Origin of the sequence: Micromonospora sp. BQ11, from assembly GCF_052068135.1 — a bacterium.
GTDB lineage: Bacteria > Actinomycetota > Actinomycetes > Mycobacteriales > Micromonosporaceae > Micromonospora.
This window is the reverse complement of record NZ_JBQHDB010000034.1, coordinates 1-724: the sequence shown is the minus strand read 5'-3', so window position 1 is coordinate 724 and position 724 is coordinate 1. Positions and strand designations below refer to the sequence as shown.

The 724-nt window shown below is 71.1% G+C and carries 2 protein-coding genes; one reads left to right on the top strand and one right to left on the bottom strand.

Annotation, left to right across the window (positions count from 1 at the left end):
- A partial coding sequence (locus ACTMSW_RS30695; RefSeq protein ID WP_441184287.1) for an ATP-binding cassette domain-containing protein occupies positions 1-295 on the bottom strand: 295 nt, incomplete at its 3' end.
- A 189-nt stretch (positions 296-484) separates the two neighbouring features.
- On the opposite strand from ACTMSW_RS30695, the gene ACTMSW_RS30690 reads away from it, so the two are divergent.
- A partial coding sequence (locus tag ACTMSW_RS30690; RefSeq protein WP_441184286.1) for a sensor domain-containing protein occupies positions 485-724 on the top strand: 240 nt, incomplete at its 3' end.

Here is a 724-nt window from a genome sequence, read left to right as displayed (position 1 = left end):
AGGACTGGAAGACGAACGCCATCGACGTGCGCCGGAAGCGGGTCAGCGCGGTCTCGTTCAGCTTGTCGAGCTGAGTGTCGCCGATGAGCACCCGCCCGCCGGTCGGCCGGTCGAGGCCCGCGGCGAGCTGCAGCAGGGTGGATTTTCCGGAGCCGGACGGTCCTATGATCGCGGTGAACGTGCCGCGTTGGAACACATGGGTGACGCCGCGCAGCGCATGCACCGTGCCGGCGCGCGAGCGGTAGGTGCGGGTGAGGCCGTCGAGCGTGACGGCCGCCGGGGATGCCTGGTTCATGCCCTCAGTGAACCTGCCGGCGCGGCCCACCACACGGGCTTCGACGCGACTTCGGGGGTAGCGCGCACGCTACCCCGCCCGGCCGGTGCGAACCGTAGGGTTGGGCACGTGAATGATGCCTGGACAGCCGTACGGGGACGCCCCACGCGGTTTCTGGCGTCGGTGTGGCCGTGGCGCTCACTCGCGTACGTGGCCACCACCGTGCCCATCGGTCTGGGCTGGCTGATCCTCCTGCTCGTGGTACTCACAGTGGGCGTGACCACGATCGTGGTGGTCGCGGGACTGTTCGTGCTCGCCGGCCTTCCGACGCTCGCGCACCTCGCCGCCGCAGGCGAGCGGCGCCGGCTCCGGCTGATCTTTCCCGGGCGGCCGGTGAGCCGGTTACCTGCGCCGCGCGATCCGGAACATGGCCGCGTGGCCTGGCCGGAG